The following is a 22,155-nucleotide window of genomic DNA, read 5'->3' as shown; positions in this document are numbered from 1 at the left end:
TTAAATTAGATATACCATGGAATAAAAGTTGAAACTCAAACTTCCACTGCACCATTACGTCGCAATGTGCTTATCATGTAACAATTTCTAGTTCTTCTTAGTTTCCCTATTTACAATAAACTCCTTAGCTTTAAGCTCCAAGCTGTTATCTAATGGATCTAATTCTATTTTTTCTCCAGATTTATTAGATAAAGCTGTTTCAATAAGTCTATCTGCTAACTCAGGGTTTTTCGAAAGAAGAGAACCATGAAAATATGTACAGTAACAATTTTTATATATACAACCTTCATATCCATCTTCGCCATTATTACCGTACCCTGCAATTGTTTTGCCAAGAGGTTTTAATTCTTTACCTATATAAGTTCTTCCTGAATGATTCTCAAAACCTACATAAGTTTCATCAAATTCTTCATTGTGAATCACTGTATTTCCTATAAATCTTACACTCCCACCTTCTGTATATACATCTATAATACCAAGTCCATCAAGTTTTTCTCCATCAGGTGTTGTATAATATTTACCCAGAAGCTGATATCCACCACAAATAGCAAGAAATACTTTTCCACCTTCTATATATTCTATCATATCTTCTTTTTTAGTTTGATTTAAATCATCTGAAACTATGGACTGTTCATAATCTTGTCCACCACCAAAAAAAGCTATATCATATTTTAAAGCTTCAAAAGAATCTCCTATAGATACATTAAACACATTTACCTTTATTCCTCTTTGTTCAGCTCTATATTTTAATATAAGAATATTGCCTAAATCTCCATATACATTTAACAAATCAGGATATAAATGACATATATTAAGTTCCATTATATTTACAACTCCTTATCTTTATTATTCTCACGGAAGCTTTACCAAAGATTTTTAATAAACCCTTTATTATTAAGGAACTTTCTAAAATTAATCATAGCAGTATAAGTAGCAAGTATATAAAGAGTATCATTATCACATTTTCTTATTTCTTCTAGAATATTTTCATAATTTTCACATATAGCAAATTTATCCTGTGGAATCCCTGCCACTTTAAGTCTTATAGCCATATCATACAGTCTTATACCAGAAACTATTGTTTTATCAATATCCAATGTAGACAACATTTCAAAATTAACATCCCATATCCAGGACACATCCCTGCCATCTGCATAATTATCATTTAAAAGTACTGCCAAAGAAAATTTCCTTTTATCTAAACTTATAGTGTTTATTGCTTCATTATATCCAGCCGGATTTTTAACTAAAATTATCTTTATATCTTTTCCATCTATATTTATACTTTCTTGTCTACCAAAGCTGCTTTTTTGACTTTTCAAGGAATTAAAGATTATAGAATCTGGAATCCCACATACTTTTCCAACTGAATATGCACATAAGGCATTATATATGTTATATGTACCTGGTTGATTTATATAATATTCGTTTCCATTCATTATTACTAAGGATCCTTCTGTATCTTGTTCTTTTATTTCATCTATATAATAATCCAACTCAGGTCTTTTATATCCACAGTTTTCACAATAAAAATCTCCCAAATGATTATAAGTAAGATAATTATACTTATAAGGACTTTTACACTTTTTGCAAAATTTAGCATCAGCATTTATATCTATTATTTTGTTCTTATTTAAAGAATCCTTAAATCCATAATATATAGTCCTATTAGGAAGTTCCAAATCTCCTAGCAAAGATTCATCTCCATTTAATACTAAATTAGCTAATGGAACTTTTTCAATTCCTTCAAGTATCTTTTTAAGTGTAGTATATACTTCACCATATCTATCTAATTGATCTCTAAATAAATTAGTTACAGTTATAACTTCTGGAGTCACATATTTTGTAACCAGCTTCACGTTAGCTTCATCGCACTCAATGACTGCGTACTTTGTAGCTGAACAGCTTGAAAAAGAAAAATGCTCCACAAAACAAGAAACTATTCCTGGAAGCATATTTGCACCTGTATTATTTGTAATTACATATTTTTCACTATCTTTTAGCATATTATATATCATACTTGTAGTTGTAGTCTTACCATTAGTTCCTGTGATAAGTATGATCTTATAATCTTCGCATAGAGTTTTTAAAATACTTTCATCTAATTTTAAGGCAATCCTGCCTGGAAAGTTGCTTCCCCCTTTAAATAAAACCTTTGATAGACTTATTACCATTTTAGAAATTATAATACTAAAAAAAGATTTAATTTTAATTTTTCACACCACCCTTGTTATTTGGTTAAGATTTTTGAAAAAATTAACTTAAATTATTAATTGTAACTTTACCCCTAACTCTAAATATTATAATACAATATTACTTTTTTTACATCACACTTTTTTACAATGAACCCCTTCTAATTCGTGAATTATGAAACAAATTCAAAATTTCGAAGGTATACAACATTTTTCACAATATATCTTAATCTTATCTATATTCTTTATTCAAAATTATTACTTGTACAACTAAGTATCACTATTTTTAGAATTGCTTTTACTTCTATATTTTTTTCTTTTCCTTACAAGGGTTGATGCATCTATGCCTAACTCCTTGGCTGCTGCTCTAACATTACCATATTTTTTAAAAGTAGTTTCTATAAGTACTTCTTCTAAATTTTCAACAGCTTCTTTCAAAGTAAAATGTTTATCTTTATTATTATTCTCCACCAAATTGTAATCTCCAAGCATTCTAACAGTTAAATCGTCTCTAAGTATTTTATCACCTTTACTCATAATTACAGTTCTCTCTATTATGTTTCTGAGTTCTCTTACGTTTCCAGGCCAATCATATTTATATAAATAATCCATTGCTGCACAAGTTAGAGATTTATTAAAGTTATATTTATTGTTAAATTTATTCAAAAAATGCATTGCTAATGGCTTAATATCTTTTTTTCTTTTTCTTAAAGGCAACACTGTGATAGGTATTACATTTAAACGATAATATAAATCTTCTCTAAAAAGCTTTTTATCCACCATTTTTTTTAAATCTCTATTAGTTGCCGCTATAACCCTTACATCTATTTTAATAGTCCTAGTACCACCTACTCTAGTAATCTCTCTTTCCTGAAGCACCCTAAGAAGCTTAACTTGCATATCTAATGGCAATTCTCCTACTTCATCTAAAAATAAGTTTCCATCATTACACATTTCAAATAATCCAATTTTACCTTCTCTATTAGCTCCAGTAAAGGCTCCTTTTTCATAACCAAAAAATTCTGATTCCATAAGATGCTCTGGGATTGCTCCACAATTTATTTTTATAAAATTGTTATTACATCTTTTACTATTTTTATGTATATATTTAGCAATTTCTTCCTTACCTGACCCTGTTTCGCCAAGTAAAAGTACAGTAGCATCTACTTTTGCTACTTTCTTAGCCATTTGCAAAACATTAATTGTATTCTCATCTTCTACTATAATATCTGAAAAATTTAAAAGCTGATTTTTCAATTTATCTGTATTAGAAGAATATTGACTATTAAGCATTTCCTCTTTTTTTTCCAGCTGTTCCTCTAATTCATACAACTCTATAACATCTCTTACACTTGTAACTACCATAGTTACGTTTCCTTCCCTATCCAATATTGGATTGCTTGAAACCAATACCTTCTTCCCAGTTTTTAACTTTTGTTCAATAGTTACACTTTTTTTATATTTTAAAACTATAAGGGTTGCTGATTTTGACACATATCCATCTTTTTCTAAAGACAACATGTTTCTTTTCAATACTTCTTCTCTTTTTATACCAGTAATCTTTTCCCAATATTTATTTACTAATATAGTATTGCCATATTTATCTGTAACGTAAACACCATCATTAAATTCTTCAATTACATCCTGCAATTCCTTTAATTTAAACTTTACGAACTCCAATTCCATTTCTAAGTCACAAGAATCAGAAAGAATGTTATTTACTAATTGTTCAATTTCCATAAAGTAGTGCAACCTCCTACCTATTATACATTGATAAAAAATATAAATAATTGATAGAAAATACAATTACTTATATTTTCTATCAATTATACTATATAATTATATTTAATTCAAAAAATAAAAAACTTCGTATACGCATTTTTACAAACTTATATACGAAATTTTTTATCTATATATTTTGAATTGAGTTTTAATGTATGCTAATTATTTAAAGCTTTTATTTCAGCTACCATTTCAGGAATCACCTTTTTATAATCTCCTACTATAGCTAAATCTGCTACTTTCATTATTGCAGCGCCTTCATCTTTATTTATTGCTATTATATAATCACTATCTTGCATTCCTGCTAAATGTTGAATTGCTCCTGATATTCCACATGCTATATATACTATAGGCTTTACTGTTTGTCCTGTCTGTCCTACTTGGCATGCTTTGTCTACCCAGCCATTTTCTACTGCTGCTCTTGAACCTGCTACTGTTCCTCCTAGTATATCTGCTAATTCTTTTAATGGTGCAAAACCTTCTTTACTTCCTATTCCTCTTCCTCCGGATACTATGAACTGTGCTTCTCCTATATCCATAATATCTTTTGCTATTTTTACTACTTCATCTACTTTTACTCTTATATCTGATGCTTTTATATCTGCATTTATTTTTTCTATTTCACCTTTTCTTGATGCATCTTTTTTTAATTTTTCAAATACTCCAGGTCTTACTGTTGACATTTGTGGTCTATTATCTGCACATTCTATTGTTGCCATTAAGTTTCCTCCAAATGCTGGTCTTGTCATTTGAAGATGTTTTGTTTCTGCATCTATATCTAGTCCTGTACAGTCTGCTGTAAGTCCTGTTGACAATCTTGCTGATACTCTTGGTCCTAAATCTCTTCCTATATATGTTGCTCCTACAAGTATTGCTTCTGGTTTTCTTTCTTGTACCAAGTCACATATAACTTTTGCATATCCATCTGTTGTATAGTGTTTTAATAATGGACTATCTGCATATATTACTTTGTCTGCTCCATATGCTGATAATTCTTTTGCTATATCATCAGCTTCGCTTCCAAGTAATAATGCTGTTACTTCTGTTCCTAATTTATCTGCTAACTCTTTGCCTTTTCCTATTAGCTCTAAGGCTACTTTTTGTAGTTTTCCATCTCTCTGTTCAGCAAATACCCATACGCCTTTATAATCTGCTATATTCATGCTAAAAAACCTCCTAATTTATACATAGTGTTTTTCTTTTAATTTTGAAACTGCATAAGCTGCTGCTTCTTTAAATGGCTTGTTTATAAGTTCTCCTGTACCCTTTGCTTCTTTTGTTGCTGATCTCTTTACCTTTGTTGGTGATCCTGATAGTCCTAGAAGAGATTTATCTACACCTATATCATTTGCAGTCCATACTTTTACTTCTTGTTTAAATACATTAAATATATTCTTCATATGCATGTATCTTGGAACATTTAATTCTTTTATTGCTGTTAAAAGCACTGGAGCTTTTACTGTTAAATCTTCATATCCATCTTCCCATGCTTTTCTTACTTTTATTTTATCTCCATCTATATCAACTTTCTCAACATATGTTATTTGAGGTATTCCTAAATGTTCTGCTATTTCTGGTCCTACTTGTGCTGTATCTCCATCTATTGCTTGTCTTCCTGCGAAAACTATATCATAATCTAATTTCTTTAATGCACCTGCAAGTGCATGTGATGTTGCTAATGTATCTGCTCCTGCAAAGGCTCTATCTGTTATTAGTATAGCTTCATCTGCTCCCATAGCCAAAGCTTCTCTTAAAGCTGCTTCTGCCTGTGGAGGTCCCATACTTATTACTGTAATCTTAGCACCTGAATTTTCCTTTAACACTAATGCTTCTTCTAAAGCATTCTTATCATCTGGATTTATTATTGATGGAACACCTTCTCTTATTAATGTTCCTGTCTTTGGATCTATTTTTACTTCTGTTGTATCTGGTACTTGTTTTAAGCAAACAACTATATTCATTTAAAAAACCTCCTATTTTAATCTGCTTCCTGATATAACCATTTTTTGAACTTGAGATGTTCCTTCATATATTTCTGTTATCTTGGCATCTCTCATCATTCTTTCTACTGGATAATCCTTAGTATATCCATATCCTCCAAATAACTGTACTGCTTTTGTTGTTACTTCCATGGCTGTATCTGCTGCAAACAATTTTGCTCTTGCTGCATCTAATGTATATGGAAGTCCCTTTTCCTTCTTCATTGCTGCTTTATATACTAAGTTTCTTGCAGCTTCAATTTTTACGTCCATTTCTGCTACCATCCAAGCTAAGCCTTGGAATTTGCTAAGTGGTTTTCCAAATTGTTTTCTTTCATGCATATATTTTATAGCTTCATCTAAAGCACCTTCTGATATTCCTAATGCTTGTGCTGCTATACCAATTCTTCCTCCATCAAGAGTTTTCATTGCTATACCAAAACCTTTTCCTTCTTTTCCTATCAAATTTTCTACTGGTACTTTAACATCTTCAAATATAAGTTCTGTTGTTGATGAAGCCCTTATTCCCAATTTATTTTCAACTTTTCCAAATGAGAAACCTGGCATTCCTTTTTCTAGTATAAATGCTGATATTCCTTTGTTTCCTTTGCTTCTATCTGTCATTGCAAATACTACAAATACATCTGCATAAGCACCATTTGTTATAAATATTTTTTGACCGTTTAATATATAATGATCTCCTTCAAGAACAGCCAAACTTTGTTGAGCTGATGAGTCTGTACCTGCGTTTGGTTCAGTTAAGCCAAATGCTCCTATCTTTTCTCCTTTTGCAAGAGGTACTAAGTATTTTTGTTTCTGTTCTTCTGATCCAAATTGTTGAATTAAAGACGCACAAAGAGAAGTATGTGCTGAAAGGATAGTTGATGTTGTTGCGCATACTTTGGCTAATTCTTCTACGGCTAGTATATATGAAAGAGTATCTCCACCAGCTCCACCGTATTCTTTAGCAATAGGCATACCCATCATTCCATACTTAGCCATTTTCTTTACAGTTTCAAGTGGATATCTTTCTGTTTCGTCTATTTCTGCTGCTAGGGGTTTAACTTCATTTTCTGCAAATTCGCTTACCATTTGTTTTACAAATTCTTGTTCCTTTGTCAATGTAAAATCCATAAAAAGTCCTCCTAAATTTATTTTATTTAATTAAATAACATCTAATTTTTTAATATACAGCTAAAGTTAACAATAACCTTAGCTGTACATTATGATATTTTAAAATTAAATAAGTCTAAAGTCTCAAGCCGCCAAAGGTCTCAAGCTCTTACTCTTTAATTTTTTTACTTAGCATCTTTCAACTATTACAGATGTTCCCATTCCTCCACCTATGCATAAAGTTGCTAGGCCTTTTTTAGAACCTCTTTTTTGCATTTCATATAAAAGTGTAGTTAAAATTCTAGCTCCAGAGCATCCTACTGGATGACCTAATGCTACAGCTCCTCCATTTACATTAACTTTGCTCATATCAAATTTTAAGTCTCTTGCTACTGCTAAACTTTGCGCTGCAAAAGCTTCATTTGCTTCTATTAAATCTAAATCATCTACTGTCATACCAGCTCTTTCTAAAGCAAGTTTAGTAGAATGGAATGGACCATATCCCATTATTGATGGGTCTAATCCTTTTGTTCCATAAGAAACTATTTTAGCCATAGGTTTTAATCCTAATTCTTTTGCTTTATCAGCACTCATAATTACTAGTGCTGATGCTGCATCATTTATTCCTGAAGAATTTCCTGCTGTAACTGTTCCACCTTTTTTGAAGGCTGGTTTTAATTTAGCTAATGCTTCAATAGTTGTTCCTGGTCTTGGTCCCTCATCTGTATCAAATATTACTTCACCTTTTCTAGTTTTTATAACTACAGGAACTATTTCATCTTTAAATTTTCCTGCTTTTATTGCTGCTTCTGCTTTATTTTGTGAATTTACTGAAAAAGCATCCTGTTCTTCTCTAGTTAATTTCCACTGTTCAGCTATATTTTCTGCAGTAACTCCCATGTGGTAATGATTAAATGCACAATGTAAACCATCATGAAGCATAGAATCTTGCATTTCTGATGCTCCCATTCTTTGTCCCCATCTTCCTGATTGAAGAACATATGGAGTTCTTGACATATTGTCCATTCCACCTGCAACTATAATATCTTCGTCACCTGCTTTTATTATTTGTGCTGCTAAACTTACAGTTCTAAGACCTGAACCACAAAGTATATTTACTGTCATAGCTGGAACTTCTACTGGAATGCCAGCGTTAACTGATGCTTGTCTAGCTGCATTTTGTCCAAGTCCTGCTTGATATACACAGCCCATCATTACTTCTCCAACTTGTTCTGGTTTTATTCCTGCTCTTTTTACAGCTTCTTTAATAACAATAGATCCTAAATCAACAGTTGTTACATCTTTTAATGCTCCTCCAAATTTACCTATAGCAGTTCTAACTGCGCTAACTATAACTACTTCTCTCATGTTATTTCCTCCTAAAATTCTTATTTTATACAATTATTAAATATGTTTATATTACCTAACTATTTTGTATAGTCATAAAATCCTTTTCCAGTCTTTCTTCCTAATAATTTTCCTCTTACCATTTTTCTTAATAATGGATGAGGTCTATATTTTGAATCACCAAATTCTGTATATAAAACATCCATAACAGCTAAACATACATCTATACCAATTAAATCTGCTAAAGCTAGAGGTCCTATTGGGTGGTTAGCACCTAACTTCATTGCTAAATCAATATCTTCTGCCTTAGCGATACCATCAGCTAAGATACCAGCTGCTTCATTTATCATAGGAACAAGTATTCTATTAACTACAAATCCTGGCGCTTCTTCCACTTCTACTGGTTCTTTTCCTAATTTTTTAGCTGTTTCAACTATTGTATTTTTAGTTTCCTCTGAAGTACAAATTCCCTTTATAACTTCTACTAATTTCATTACTGGTACTGGATTAAAGAAATGCATTCCTATAACTTTATCTGGTCTATTTGTAGCACTTGCTACTTCAGTTATTGATAAAGATGATGTGTTTGAAGCAAGTATAGCTTCTGGTTTGCAAATTCCATCTAATTCAGCGAAAATTTTCTTTTTAATTTCCATATTTTCTATAGCAGCTTCTACTACAAGATCTACATCCTTTGCTAAACCCATATCTGTAGTAGGTGTTATTCTACCAAGGATTTCTTTTTTAGCTTCTTCAGTCATTTTTCCTTTTTTAACACTTCTATCAAGATTTTTAGTAATATTTGAAATTCCTTTTTCAACAAACTTATCTTCAATATCTCTCATTACTACTTCATAGCCTGATTGAGCAAATGTTTGAACAATTCCTGATCCCATTGTTCCTGCTCCTAATACAAATATCTTCATATATTTTCCCTCCAATAAACTTTTAATTTATAATAAATTGATAATTATTTTTAAACTATTTTAATGTGAAATTTGGACTTCTTTTTTCTAAGAAAGCTCCCATTCCTTCTTTTTGATCTTCTGTTGCGAAACATAAACTAAATAAATTATTTTCAATTGTCATTCCTGTGTCAATGTCAGTTTCAAAACCTTTATTAATTGATATTTTTGAATATCTTATAGCAGCTTGTGCTTTTGAAGCAATCTTTTCTGCCATTGCTTTTGCTTCATTCATTAATTCTTCAGGTGCAACTACTTTATTAACCAATCCTATTTTTTCAGCTTCTTCAGCTTTAATCATATCTGCTGTATATATTAATTCTTTTGCTTTTCCTGGTCCTACTAATCTTGAAAGTCTTTGTGTTCCTGCAAATCCAGGTATAATTCCTAAACCAACTTCTGGTTGTCCAAATTTAGCTTTTTGTGAAGCTATTCTTATATCACAACTCATTGATAATTCACAACCGCCGCCTAGCGCAAATCCATTAATTGCTGCAATAACTGGTTTTTCCATAAGCTCTATTTTTCTAAATATAGCTAATCCTAATTCAGCAAACTTTCTTGCCTGTTCTGGAGTTTTATCTTTCATTTCTGCTATATCTGCTCCAGCTACAAATGCCTTACCTTCCCCTGTAATTATAAGCACATATGTACTTTCATCATTTTTAATTTGATCTATGCATTGATCAATTTCATTCAATAGTTCAGCATTCAATGCATTTAGTGCCTTAGGTCTATTAATAGACAATATAGAAATATGGTTTTCTTTTTCTACTTTAATATTTTTATATTCCAAAATAATCACCCCTTATACTATATTTATTTAGCAAAACCTGTGCCAAACAATAATTAATTTAGTAAACATATTTTTACTAAAAGTTGGGAAACTATTGAGATAGTTAAATTATTAACACCAAGTTCGTTAATAATTTAACTTTCAAACGCCAAATTAAGTTCTAAAATATGTTTATTTTCAGACTTTTTTATGTTGCAAATAAGAAACATGTTGTATTTTTGCATCAAATGAAATTATTGCTAAATACAAGCATTTATTGCTATATTTTTGTTAGTTTCTCTTTAAAATCAAGTTGCAATATTACATCAATAGATACTTTTTTGCAAATTACTACCTGTAAAATTTTATAGTTTATATTATTAAACTAAATATTAAGTCATAATTTTCCAATTAAATCTACTAACAAAATTACAAAAAAATAGTTATAAGGATATCATAATTGATATCCTTATAACTATTTTATCTGATCACTACTATTGCTAATACCTCTAACTTCTTAAAACCATTGATAACCACTGCTGCGCGGATGAATAAGTCCTTCTAAGAATCACTTTATATTGGTATTTACATTTTCTATAATAATTTCATCATTTTTGACATCAACTCCTACGGTACATCCTTCGTATAAATCACCTTTAATGATCTTTTTTGCAATAGATGTCTCTAGTGCATTTTCAATATATCTTTTTAAAGGCCTTGCACCATATATTGGATCATATCCTTCTTCTGCCATAAGCTTTTTAGCGGATTCTGTTATTTTTAATGATATATTCTTGTCTTTAAGCCTCTTTCTTATATCGTCAATAAATATTGATATTATATCCTTTATTTCTTCTGTTGATAGAGGTTTAAATAATATAATATCATCTAATCTATTTAAAAATTCTGGCTTAAATTTCGATTTCATTTCACTCATAACTCTATCACGAATATGTTGTTCTATTTCTGAACTTTCTTTATTCTCCAATAAATAATTACTTCCAATATTTGACGTCATGATTATTATACAATTTTTAAAATCTATAACTTTTCCTTGATTGTCAGTAAGTCTCCCATCATCTAATATTTGAAGAAATATATTAAACACATCATCATGGGCTTTTTCTATTTCATCAAATAGTATTACGCTATAAGGTTTTCGTCTTATAGCCTCAGTAAGCTGTCCTCCCTCTTCATACCCCACATATCCTGGAGGTGCACCTATAAGCCTAGATACGGAATATTTCTCCATATATTCAGACATATCTATTCTTACTATATTTTCCTCACTATCAAACAAAGTTCTAGCTAAAGTTTTAGCTAATTCTGTTTTTCCAACTCCTGTAGGTCCAAGAAATATGAAAGAACCTATAGGTCTCTTAGGATCTTTCATTCCAGCTCTTGCCCTAATAACTGCATTAGATACAGCCGTTATAGCTTCTTTTTGCCCAATTACCCTTTGTGAAAGTTCATCTTCTAGCCTTAAAAGTTTTTTTCGTTCTCCTTCTACTAAATTCGCTACAGGTATGCCAGTCCAATTTGAAATTATCTGTGAAATTTCCTGTTCTGTTACCTCTTCTTTTAACATTGCATCTTCATTATTTTCTTTAATCAATTTCTCTTTTTCTTTTATTGCAGCTTCAAGCTTAGGAATTAATCCATATCTAAGCTCCGCTACCTTATTTAAATCATACTCTCTTTCAGCTTTTTCAATATCACCTCTGGCATTATCAAGCTGTTCCTTTAAATTTCTAATTTCAATTATTTTAGACTTTTCTTTTTCATATTTTGCAGTCATTTCATTATCTTTATCTTTTAAATTACTTAATTCTTTTTCCAAAAACTTAAGTCTTTCTCTAGAAGCATTGTCTTTCTCCTTGGATAATGCTTCTTTTTCAATCTCTAATTGAAATATTTTACGTTTTACCATATCCATATTGGCAGGCATACTATCTATTTCAGTTCTTATCATTGCACAAGCCTCATCTATAAGGTCTATGGCTTTATCTGGCAAATACCTATCTGTTATATATCTGTTAGAAAGCTTTGCTGATGCAACAATAGCTGAATCATGAATTCTTATACCATGATATATTTCAAATCTTTCCTTAAGTCCTCTAAGTATAGATATAGAATCTTCAACTGTAGGTTCAGCTACTACTACTGGCTGAAATCTTCTCTCTAAAGCCTTATCTTTTTCTATATACTTCCTATACTCGTCAAAGGTTGTAGCACCTATACAATGAAGTTCCCCTCTAGCTAACATTGGTTTTATAAGGTTTCCAGCATCCATAGAACCTTCTGTTTTTCCTGCTCCAACTATAGTGTGAATTTCATCTATAAAAAGAACTATTCTTCCTTCACTATTTTCAACCTCTTTTAATACTGCCTTTAGTCTTTCTTCAAATTCTCCCCTAAACTTAGCTCCAGCAATAAGTGCACCCATGTCTAAAGAGAATATTATTTTATTTTTAAGCCCTTCTGGCACATCACCTTTTACTATTCTCTCCGCTAATCCTTCCACTATAGCAGTTTTACCAACTCCAGGTTCGCCTATGAGTACTGGATTGTTCTTTGTTCTTCTTGAAAGTATTCTTACAACTCTCCTAATTTCATCATCTCTACCTATGACAGGATCTAATTTATGTTTTTTAGCTTCTTCAACTAAATTTCTTCCATACTTAACCAAGGCTTCATAGGTTCCTTCCGGATCTTGAGTTTCTACTCTCTGATTTCCTCTAACCTTAGATAATGCGCTTAGGAAATCATTTTTTGCAATATTAAATTTTGTTAAAATATCTTGCACCTCTTTAGAATTAACTTCCATAAGCCCAAGCATAACATGTTCCACACTTATATAAGAATCTTTAAATTTTTTGGCTTCCTTTTCTGCTTTTACAAAAACATCTTCAAATCTTCTAGTTGCATAAATAGATGTATTTTGAGCTCCTTCTCCAAGAACCTTTGGCATTTTATCTAAAACCTTACTTATTTCTTCTTTTAACGCCCTTATATCTACTCCCATCTTACTAAATATATTAGGAATAAGACCATCTTCTTGAGACACTAAGGCTGAAAAAAGATGAATATTGTCTATCTGTTGATGATTATATCTAACAGCTACTAACTGTGCTTCATTTAAAGCTTTTTGAACTTTTATAGTTAATTTTTCTACATCCATAAAAAAACCTCCTTAGAAATTAACACACAATCTAAAAAAATTGTGTCTCATTATGCTTTTAATTACTATTATACCCAATCTCACTTCTCATTCAATATTTAATATAATAATTATCATTAAAAAACTATTAATTTTTAAATGCACGTAAGAAAAAACCATCTTTAAAATAAATAAAGATGATTTTTTCAAAAGAATAATCTATTGAATTCATATAAACCTATTACATTTTCTTTTCTAAATTAATTGCGAAATTAAAATACTTTATTGATTCTCTTACATTTCCTATTCTATAGTACATATTGCCCATTTCCATATATCTTCTATATATTTCATTATTATTAGCAAATTTTAATAACGCATCCAAGGATAAGTTTATATACATTTCTGCTGATGAAAGATCGCCTTCTCTTTCCAAAATTAATGATTTATAATAATATGCTCTTTCTATAAAAGTTATATTATTTAAAGTTATGGCATAGTTTAAAGCCATATCACAAACTTTCTGAGCTTTATCCAATACGCCATTTTCAATTAATTTATTTATATTCATTAGCATAAATTTAACTAAAGTTTCTTTGTTATCCTTAGGATAACATTCCAATGCTCTATTTATATAATCTATAGCCTTATCCTTCATATTTAAGCTAAACATAACTACAGCGTAGTTGTATATAGCTTGAGCTTTATGTGATAAATTATTTTCATACAATTTAAAAGATTTTTGTTCATATTCATCAAAATTTTCCACGTGATTTCTTCTAAGGCATAGTATTCCAAGCATATGGTAAGCTTCTGCTTTTTTAATATCATTTTCTATATAATCAATCAAATCTGTAAGATTTATAGCTATTTCATAAGCCGTCTCATAATTTTCTAACATAACATAACAAGCTGCCTCATTGTAAGTTGCTCTTGCTAATAATGCATAATCTTTACTTTTTTTAGAAACATCTCTCACATTGCTATAATAATTAGCTGCTTGAGAGAATTCTTTAGTGTTATAAAAAAATCTAGCTATATCCATGTAGTATACTACGCCATTCTCTTCTGTAAAACACTTTTTCCAATAATCATAGTACTTAGATATTATAAGCTGTATTTTTTCAATTTTATTTTTATCCAAATAATAATTAAATAACAAGTGCATTATATTAAAAGATATATCGAAATATGAATATTCTTCTGAGTACTTTAAATTATATTCTAGTATACTCTCATACTCATCTGAATACTCGCTTTTTTCTATATCATTAATATTCCTTATTACTTGGGATTTAATATCTTGTTTCAAATATGATTCATCAATCTGAAGTTTTTCTGCTACAAATTCTAATATCCAGTCTTCAGGTTTGATTTTATCATTTTCAATACAACTCATTTTTGATACTGATATTTTATCCCCACATAAATCTTTTAAAGTGCATCCCTTATATGTTCTAGCCCTTTTAATCTTTTCACCTGTAGAAAGTATCTCCATATTTTTCACCTATCCACACTAACAGTCTTTTAATATTCCAAGCTTTTTAAAAGTTTCCACACCTTCATTTAAATACTGAGCAGCCTCTTGTTCTTTATTATTGTCTATATAAAATTTTCCTATCATAATACATATTTCGGCAATTTCCTTTGTATAATCCATATTTCTGACAAAGCTTAACACCATAATTAAAGTATTCTCAGCCTCCCTTAGATTGGACTCTAACATATCTATTCTATACTTAAGTAAATAATACTGTATTAAAGTTCTATCACTGCCATCCTCAATACTATCAATTATGTTTTTAAGTATTAACTTAGAGTTTTCTATATCTTTAAGTTTTATATAATTTTCACATATATTCACCAAGGTTTCTACTATACTAGAATCTTTAATTTTTGTCTTTAGTTCTCTAGCTTTGTTTAAATGTATAAATGACTCTTCCAAGTTATCAAACTCACAGAATAATTTACCAAGACTATTTTCTATTTTAGCAATATGTATAACATCTTCAATTTCTTTATACACATTTAATGTCTTCTTGGAATACTTTATGGCATTATCTACATCACCTTTTTTATTATATTGTTCTGATAATAGTAATAATGTCTTAGCATATTCTTTTTTATTATCCATTTGCCTAAATTTTTCTTTTGCTAAATAAGAATAGTTCATAGACTTTTCCATGTTTTCCAACTTAAAATACACACAAGCTATATTATAATATATCTGTCCAAGTAGAAAATCATTTCCTATCTCATTCTCAGTGTACACACTTTCTGCTTGCTGAAAATAACTACAAGAAGAATGATAAGCTTTTAGCTTCATTGTAATTTCCCCTAAATTTACAAATGTTTTAATAGTTTCTTCATAATTATTATTTTTTATAAATATTACATTAGATGATAGGAAAAACTGCTGAGCTAAAGCACATTCGTCTTTGGACATATATATAATCCCTCTAAGATACAAATTTTTTGCCTTGCAATACTCAAGATTATACCTTTCTGCATAATATAAAGCTTTTTCTATGTACTCCTCACCCTGATTTAAATCTTCATTTATTATATAAGATTCAGCTATGTTCTCAAAATAAGTACAAATTTTTTCTGCTTGTGTCTCTTCAGATTCCATAAGGTATTCTATAGAAGTATTTAGTGCATTAGCAAGATATTCTAGCAAATCCATACTAGGATTTGATTTTCCTGACTCAACAAGGCTTATTTGCCCAGGAGTAATTCTATCTCCTGCTAAATCTTTAAGGGTCATATTAAGATCTTTTCTTCTTCTTTTAATTTTTTCTCCTAAAGATAGTATCTCCATAAATTCACTCTTCCTTTATTACATACATATTGATGCATATATAAATATTCGGGAAAAATTCAAACATATATTTTAGTCCAAGTATTTATCCAAAATCAAAACTATTTTTAATTTAGTTTGTCTACAATCATTAATCTATTTAATATATCTAGATAAGCAAATAAGTCTTTAGTTTTTTTGAACATTTACTATTTAACTAAAAGTATAATCAGACTTTGGAAAATTTCATAATAGTCCTTTATAAAATTTCCAATTATTTGACTGTAAGATAAATTTAACTGTATTAAATTTTTTTGAATTACATATATTATTATAACATATTTTTTAATAATAATATAAAAATTTTTAATATAACGTACATTTTTTTAACTTTAATTACATTGTACCCAAATTTATCCTCAACATTTTAAATTTATACAAAAATTGCGTACTATATTACTTATATAAATCCATAGTACGCAATTTATAAATTGTTATTTTTCCCTTTTTATTGAAACAATGATCAACTAAACTTTTGAATGATCTACTATCTTCTTAGCATAACACCTTACTGTCTCATTTTGTCCTTCATACCATCATAAGCATCTTCTGCCATATTTTTCATGTATTTTGCAGTTCTTTTTATTCTTCTCTTTGTTGTTCGGTCCATTCCTGGAACTATCATCATTCCCAAAGCAGCACCTACTAAAGCACCTGTTACAAATTTACCACGCATATTCTATCCACTCCTTTTTAACTATGTAGTTAAATATTTTTTAGCTTCATATATAGAATATGCATTTTTGTATATATTAAACAAAGAAAATTATACTAATTGTTTTTATCTAACAAATAAACTATAAAATCATTTTTTTCTTTGCTGCTTAAGCTGCATATCAAGCTCTTAGCATATTCAGGATCTTTATCATATTCTGAAATTATAATGCTAAATTGGTTTTCTTTTGTGTTATTTTCGACTTTTTTTTCATTAGAATTAATTATTATTATATTCTCTTCTCCTTTAGGAGCTATATTTAGAATTTGTTGTTTTACTCTTTCATCTGACACATTTACACAATTTGTAAGAAGCCATTTTTCCACTACTTTATCTGATGCAATCAATAGTTTTTCCTTACACTTCTCATCTACAAGTTCATTAAAAAAATCACCTGTATGGCTGTCTACTTTAACAAAAATCACCTGAATACCTTGACTCATTAACTCATTCATCTTTTCATAGTATTCAGCTGAAGATTGTTCCTTTCTTTCCCAAAAACCTGTAGCATGATGGCATATTCCTTCATAATCATGAAATATTACTACACGCTTATCTCCCTTTTCAATTGCATATTGTACAGCTTTAATAGCAGCTTCTAACTCTCCTGCTATCTGCCTTATATTCTTTTTAGAACTATCTTTTGCTGACGCACTATTAATGTATTCAACTACATTATTTCTAACTGCTACCAGTCCATAAGAATATTCTTCTGTATTAATATTGTAACTTCCATCAACATAAACATGCAAGCAATCCTGCGGATAATTGTTATCTTCTTTTCTCAATAATTTTGTATCCTCGCTTAAATACTTACTTGCACTTTCAATGTCTGGAAAACTCTTATACTTAGCTCCTTTAACCCCTTTAACATACTTTAAACACTCCGCCCAAGTGCTAACTATTTTATTTTCCACTTTTTCATTAGTTTTAAAATTAAATCCTTCTTTTATTGCATATACTTTTTTTCCCATATCTAACCTCTCTTTTTTAACAGCTATTTATATATTATCCATGTGAAATCATTTCATAAATAAAGTATACAATAAATTATAATTTCTGCAATAAATCTTTTATATATTAAGTTCCATAAATTACTTTAACAAATTTTATGATTTTCATTAGACTAAAAATCAAAAATATTATAATATCATAATCAAGGTATTTGAATAGTGTGAAAACATTAAAATTTAGAAAGGCGAGGTATTTATGAATAAAATCAAAAACAAATTTATATTAATTCCTGTGTTTACCGCTATAGTTTTCCTAGGCTGTTCTATATTTTTTAATTATGCACTTAAAACTAAAGATTATAAATCTTATGTTTTATTTTTAAAGGATATATCTAATAAAAATATTTCTACTGTTTATATGACTAATTCTCCTAAAATATCTGTAAAATTAAAAAGTGGAACTGTATATGAAACAGACAATCCTAGAACAAATGATTTTAAAGAATCTTTGCTAAAAAACAACATTTCTGTTTCTGAAGACACTCCATATGATAATAGAGGTCTATTTTCTACAGTTGGTTTAGTTATATCTATTATTGCTATTGCCGTCATGTGGTTAAAATCCTCTAACATTCCTTCTAAGGGAATTTTATCAGTAGATAATTTAGATACAGTAGAAGTTGGAAACACTGATTATAACTTTGAGAGTATTGCTGGTAATGAAGAAGCTAAGGAAAGTGTAAAAGATTTAGTAGATTTCTTAAAAAAGCCTGATAAATATGCCTCTTACGGTGCACGAATGCCAAAAGGTGTTATACTCTATGGGGAGCCTGGTACAGGGAAAACTCTCCTTGCAAAGGCTGTTGCAGGCGAAGCTGGAGTTCCATTTTATGCTGTTTCTGGTTCTGACTTTATTCAAGTATATGTTGGAGTAGGTGCCAGTCGTATAAGACAGTTATTTAAAAAAGCTAGAAATAACAGCACTGGAAAAGCAGTTATATTCATTGATGAAATTGATGCTATAGGTAAAAAAAGAGATTCTGGAAAAAGCACCGGTGGATCTGACGAAAGAGATCAAACTTTAAATGCTCTTCTTACTGAAATGTCTGGATTTAATGAAAAAGAAGGCATTATAATAATGGCTGCTACCAATAGATTAGATATGCTTGACCCTGCATTGCTAAGACCCGGAAGATTTGACAGACATATAGAAATAATGCTTCCCGATATAAGTGCAAGGGAAAAAATACTTGATTTACATTTAAAAAATAAACCTATTGGAAATATAAATATAAAAGAATGGGCACAAAAAACCTCTTATTTTTCAGGAGCCAAAATTGAAAATTTAGTAAATGAAGCTGCAATATTGGCTTGTAAAGAAAATAGTAAAAACATAAATGATTTGCACTTGGATAAAGCATTTTCTATAGTTTTAGCAGGCCACGAAAAGAAAAATAGAGATTATATAAAAGATATTGATAGAAAAATTACTGCTTATCATGAAGCTGGACATGCTCTTGTATCTTTAAAGGTTCTGCCTAATGAAACAGTATCAAAAATAACCATTATACCAAGTACTAAAGGTGCTGGAGGATATACTTTAAGTATACCTGAGGACAACCTATATCAAAATAAAAACTATTTAAAAAACAGAATAATGGTACTGCTTGGAGGACGAGCTGCTGAAGAAATCATATTTGGAGCTGACTATATAACTACAGGTGCTCATAATGACTTAAAACGCAGTACAAGCATATCTTTTAACATGGTAACTCAATATGGTATGGGTGAAACTTTAGGTCTCTTAAATATGGAAGAACTTTTAAATTTGAACTTAAATCAAGATGAAATAGTTAAAGAGTGTAAAGAATTTATAGATTCTATATATGAAGAAGTTAAGACATTACTTTTAAATGAAAAGCATAATTTAGAGAATATAACTAACTTGCTTTTAGAAAAAGAAACCTTATATAAAGAAGACCTTGTTTTAGAATAATTTAAAAATAATGCGAAGCAAAGCTTGGCAAGTTAAGAATTAATAATGAAGAATTAATAGTGGAGGATGATTTCGCTTTAGCGAAACGAGCCTTCAAAGATTTTTTTAGTGAAACAGGAAAAAATCCACATTAACTATTAATTCTTCATTCTTAACTATTAATTAAAAACAAATCCTTTCTATTAGTACCTTTTTCCTATGCCTAACAAAAGCGTTATTGCACTTCCTCCTATAAGTCCTCCTAAGTGTCCAAAGTTATCCACATTACTCATGGAAAGTCCCATAAATAAGTTTATAAGTATTACTGACACGATATTAGTTATAAAGCCTTTTCCTATTCTATCCTTCATTTTCATTGCAAATATTAGTGCTGCTCCAAGGAGTCCAAATATTGCTCCAGAAGCTCCTATAGAAACTGCAGATGAAAACATATAACTAAAGATTGATGAAACTATACCTGCTAAAAAGTATATAATTAAATATCTAATTTTTCCATAAACTTTTTCAATGAAAGGTCCTAGTGAGTAAAGTGCAAACATATTTAAAAGCAAGTGCATAATACCCCCATGCAGGAACATACAAGTAATTAATCTATAATACTCTCCTCTTGCTATAAGATAATTTACTTTAGCTCCTAGAAATACTAATACATTAGTATTACTATCTATAAAGTTCCCTGATAAATAAGCAGTTACAATATATGCAAGTACATTTACAGTAATTAAAATGTATGTTATAATTGATACTTCCGTTTTTTCATAGTTTGATGATGATCTTCTCATGCAATTTAATAACTCCTCGACTTTATTTTCTAATCCAGTACTATAATAAAGTATTTTATTATCCACAATGTTTATAAAAATGTATTCACACTGTGGATAAATTCTCTCATTTACATTATTACCTACTATAATTTGTATTAATCTTATATTGTCACATTGTAGAGTGTTTTTTAATGAATTTAGAAAATTTTCTTTATTTAAAGAGTTATAACCATTTACATTTGAAAAAAATATTACTTCTGCAGCATTTTCATACTTTTTCACAGCTCCCCAAGTACTTTGGAATCCAGTCATAGCTCCCTGAAACTCTATAATATTGTATCCATAAATTCCACACAGCTTATTTATTAGGTTCTTTATATACTTATCCATATTATTCTCCTTATTTTTCTCAAAAGTATTTTTATAATTATATTTAAAAAAGCCTCCGAAATCTTAAATACGGAAGCTTTTTAATTCATACTATACAATGTCTTCTATTACAATACTAGGATTTTTAAGAAGATCTATTTCATAAAACGGAACTGGTTTTCTTGTTCTAAAATCATATAAAACTCTTATTATTGGTCTATCAGGAAATCCCCTATTCTGATTTATTACATATCCTTCATCACCATTTGAAAGTCTTACACAACACCCCAAAGGATAAATAGAAAATGTATCCTTAAACTTTGCAACTATTTCACTATCAAAACTAGTTCCAGCTCCTGAAAGGATGAGTTCATAAGAATCATTAGGTGTAAATTTATTTCTATAACATCTATCATTACTTACTGCATCATATACATCACATACACATATAACCTTAGCAAATTTTGATATCTGATTACCAGTTAAACCATAAGGATATCCTTTTCCATCAACTCTTTCATGATGTTGTTCAACGATTTTAATTATGGACTCCGGCATTGTAATATTCTTTTTTAGTAATTCAGCACCATATATAGTGTGCTTTTTTACTTCTTCAAACTCTTCCTTTGTTAAGTTTCCACCCTTATTTAATATATCAGCAGATACTTTTGTTTTTCCTATATCATGTAGAATTGCACCTATAACCATTTCTTTTAAATCCCACTGGTTGTACTTTCCTGTCATGCCCAAAAAAGCAGTCATTATACACGTGTCTAAAGAATGTATATATGTATAATTGTCAAAAGTTTTTATGTCATAAAGGCTTTTATTAACATCACCCAGTTCTACTACATAATTTATCATTTCTTCTACACTACTTAAAGATTCCTTAAGTTCTCTGCTATTAACATTATTAACATTTTTCATAATTCCAGACATACTCTGTATAGTAACCTGCTTTAATTCTGTCAATCTTTCATCTTCCACATTTACATCATCTAGTCTCTCATCCTGCACATACACATAAAACACACCTAGTTCTGTTAACTTTTTTATGTAACTACTACTTAGCTTCACACCTGATCTTAATAATACACGTCCTTCATTACTCAAAATGCTTTTACTAATTACCTCACCTGGTTTTACCCTGTTTATAAACTCTAATCTCATTTTTCCACCTCAATA

The 22,155-nt window shown here is 29.6% G+C and carries 17 protein-coding genes; 1 reads left to right on the top strand and 16 read right to left on the bottom strand.

Going from position 1 to position 22,155, the window contains the following annotated elements; genetic code table 11:
* Positions 1-87: 87 nt before the first annotated feature.
* From EG57_RS0205020 to EG57_RS0204960, 14 genes are all read right to left on the bottom strand, one after another.
* Positions 88-822 (bottom strand): type 1 glutamine amidotransferase, encoded by a 735-nt coding sequence (locus EG57_RS0205020; RefSeq protein WP_032076173.1) that lies wholly within the window; start codon positions 820-822, stop codon positions 88-90.
* 41 nt (positions 823-863) lie between these two features.
* Entirely contained in the window at positions 864-2,174 is a 1,311-nt protein-coding gene (locus tag EG57_RS0205015) for a Mur ligase family protein (protein WP_032076172.1), read from the bottom strand.
* A 288-nt stretch (positions 2,175-2,462) separates the two neighbouring features.
* Positions 2,463-3,932, bottom strand: coding sequence for a sigma-54 interaction domain-containing protein (locus EG57_RS0205010; RefSeq protein WP_084572160.1), 1,470 nt, complete (start codon positions 3,930-3,932; stop codon positions 2,463-2,465).
* 200 nt (positions 3,933-4,132) lie between these two features.
* Complete coding sequence (locus tag EG57_RS0205005) at positions 4,133-5,137, bottom strand: electron transfer flavoprotein subunit alpha/FixB family protein (protein WP_032076171.1); 1,005 nt, start codon at positions 5,135-5,137, stop codon at positions 4,133-4,135.
* 18 nt (positions 5,138-5,155) lie between these two features.
* Positions 5,156-5,935 (bottom strand): electron transfer flavoprotein subunit beta/FixA family protein, encoded by a 780-nt coding sequence (locus tag EG57_RS0205000; protein WP_032076170.1) that lies wholly within the window; start codon positions 5,933-5,935, stop codon positions 5,156-5,158.
* A gap of 12 nt (positions 5,936-5,947) precedes the next feature.
* Complete coding sequence (locus EG57_RS0204995) at positions 5,948-7,087, bottom strand: acyl-CoA dehydrogenase (protein ID WP_032076169.1); 1,140 nt, start codon at positions 7,085-7,087, stop codon at positions 5,948-5,950.
* A 168-nt stretch (positions 7,088-7,255) separates the two neighbouring features.
* Positions 7,256-8,434, bottom strand: a complete 1,179-nt coding sequence (locus EG57_RS0204990) for an acetyl-CoA C-acetyltransferase (RefSeq protein WP_032076168.1) — start codon at positions 8,432-8,434, stop codon at positions 7,256-7,258.
* A gap of 59 nt (positions 8,435-8,493) precedes the next feature.
* Positions 8,494-9,339 (bottom strand): 3-hydroxybutyryl-CoA dehydrogenase, encoded by an 846-nt coding sequence (locus EG57_RS0204985; protein ID WP_032076167.1) that lies wholly within the window; start codon positions 9,337-9,339, stop codon positions 8,494-8,496.
* Between the two features lie 55 nt (positions 9,340-9,394).
* On the bottom strand, positions 9,395-10,174 hold the full coding sequence (locus EG57_RS0204980; protein ID WP_032076166.1) for a short-chain-enoyl-CoA hydratase: 780 nt from the start codon (positions 10,172-10,174) through the stop codon (positions 9,395-9,397).
* Between the two features lie 547 nt (positions 10,175-10,721).
* Positions 10,722-13,334 (bottom strand): ATP-dependent chaperone ClpB, encoded by a 2,613-nt coding sequence (gene clpB, locus EG57_RS0204975; protein WP_032076165.1) that lies wholly within the window; start codon positions 13,332-13,334, stop codon positions 10,722-10,724.
* Positions 13,335-13,554: 220 nt separating this feature from the next.
* Entirely contained in the window at positions 13,555-14,811 is a 1,257-nt protein-coding gene (locus EG57_RS0204970; protein ID WP_032076164.1) for a helix-turn-helix domain-containing protein, read from the bottom strand.
* Positions 14,812-14,829: 18 nt separating this feature from the next.
* The gene (locus EG57_RS0204965) at positions 14,830-16,134 is read right to left on the bottom strand and encodes a helix-turn-helix domain-containing protein (protein ID WP_032076163.1); all 1,305 of its coding nucleotides are present in this window, start codon (positions 16,132-16,134) and stop codon (positions 14,830-14,832) included.
* Positions 16,135-16,681: 547 nt separating this feature from the next.
* Positions 16,682-16,849, bottom strand: a complete 168-nt coding sequence (locus EG57_RS25690; RefSeq protein ID WP_084572159.1) for a YtxH domain-containing protein — start codon at positions 16,847-16,849, stop codon at positions 16,682-16,684.
* Between the two features lie 95 nt (positions 16,850-16,944).
* Positions 16,945-17,862 (bottom strand): ribonuclease H1 domain-containing protein, encoded by a 918-nt coding sequence (locus EG57_RS0204960; RefSeq protein ID WP_032076162.1) that lies wholly within the window; start codon positions 17,860-17,862, stop codon positions 16,945-16,947.
* A 235-nt stretch (positions 17,863-18,097) separates the two neighbouring features.
* On the opposite strand from EG57_RS0204960, the gene EG57_RS0204955 reads away from it, so the two are divergent.
* Positions 18,098-19,837, top strand: a complete 1,740-nt coding sequence (locus tag EG57_RS0204955) for an ATP-dependent metallopeptidase FtsH/Yme1/Tma family protein (RefSeq protein ID WP_032076161.1) — start codon at positions 18,098-18,100, stop codon at positions 19,835-19,837.
* 182 nt (positions 19,838-20,019) lie between these two features.
* Here the strand turns inward: EG57_RS0204955 and EG57_RS0204950 are convergent, their stop codons facing one another.
* Both EG57_RS0204950 and EG57_RS0204945 read right to left on the bottom strand, forming a co-directional pair.
* Entirely contained in the window at positions 20,020-20,991 is a 972-nt protein-coding gene (locus EG57_RS0204950; protein WP_032076160.1) for a rhomboid family intramembrane serine protease, read from the bottom strand.
* A gap of 90 nt (positions 20,992-21,081) precedes the next feature.
* Positions 21,082-22,140: an HD-GYP domain-containing protein gene (locus EG57_RS0204945; RefSeq protein ID WP_032076159.1), complete on the bottom strand. Its 1,059-nt coding sequence runs from the start codon at positions 22,138-22,140 to the stop codon at positions 21,082-21,084.
* Between the last annotated feature and the right edge of the window lie 15 nt (positions 22,141-22,155).

The organism is Clostridium drakei, assembly GCF_000633595.2.
In the GTDB taxonomy this organism is placed as follows: domain Bacteria; phylum Bacillota; class Clostridia; order Clostridiales; family Clostridiaceae; genus Clostridium_AM; species Clostridium_AM drakei.
The sequence above is the reverse complement of the archived record's forward strand: the minus strand, read 5'-3'. Positions and strand labels throughout refer to the sequence as shown.